At 48.0% G+C, this 408-nt stretch carries 1 tRNA gene and 1 rRNA gene; both read right to left on the bottom strand.

The annotated features are described in order from the left end of the window. Positions 1-89 precede the first annotated feature (89 nt). Positions 90-163, bottom strand: a tRNA-Ile gene (locus lacNas_RS11900). Between the two features lie 114 nt (positions 164-277). Continuing rightward, positions 278-408, bottom strand: a 16S ribosomal RNA gene (locus tag lacNas_RS11895); the annotation flags it as partial.

Genomic DNA, 408 nt, shown 5'->3' with positions numbered 1-408 from the left:
TCCCAGCTGAGCTATGCCCCCGTAAATATCAACTTTTAAGATGTTACTCCATCTTGCCCGAAATGTAAAGAGCAATCTTCACATTTCAATGGGCCTGGATGGACTTGAACCATCGACCTCACGCTTATCAAGCGTGCGCTCTAACCAGCTGAGCTACAGGCCCAAGTACTTATTGTTGGTACTCTCAAAACTGAACAAAGTTTCTTTTGCAGTGTGCTTCCGTAACTCACAATCTTCTCTTAGTGTTGCCACTCTCCGACTGTGTGTCTTTCCTTAGAAAGGAGGTGATCCAGCCGCAGGTTCTCCTACGGCTACCTTGTTACGACTTCACCCCAGTCATCTGCCCTGCCTTAGGCGGCTGACTCCTAAATGGTTATCCCACCGACTTTGGGCATTGCAGACTTCCAT

The organism is Lactobacillus nasalidis (assembly GCF_016587775.1).
Taxonomy (GTDB): domain Bacteria; phylum Bacillota; class Bacilli; order Lactobacillales; family Lactobacillaceae; genus Lactobacillus; species Lactobacillus nasalidis.
Note: the sequence above shows the minus strand (reverse complement) of the source record. Positions and strands in the feature narration are given on the sequence as shown.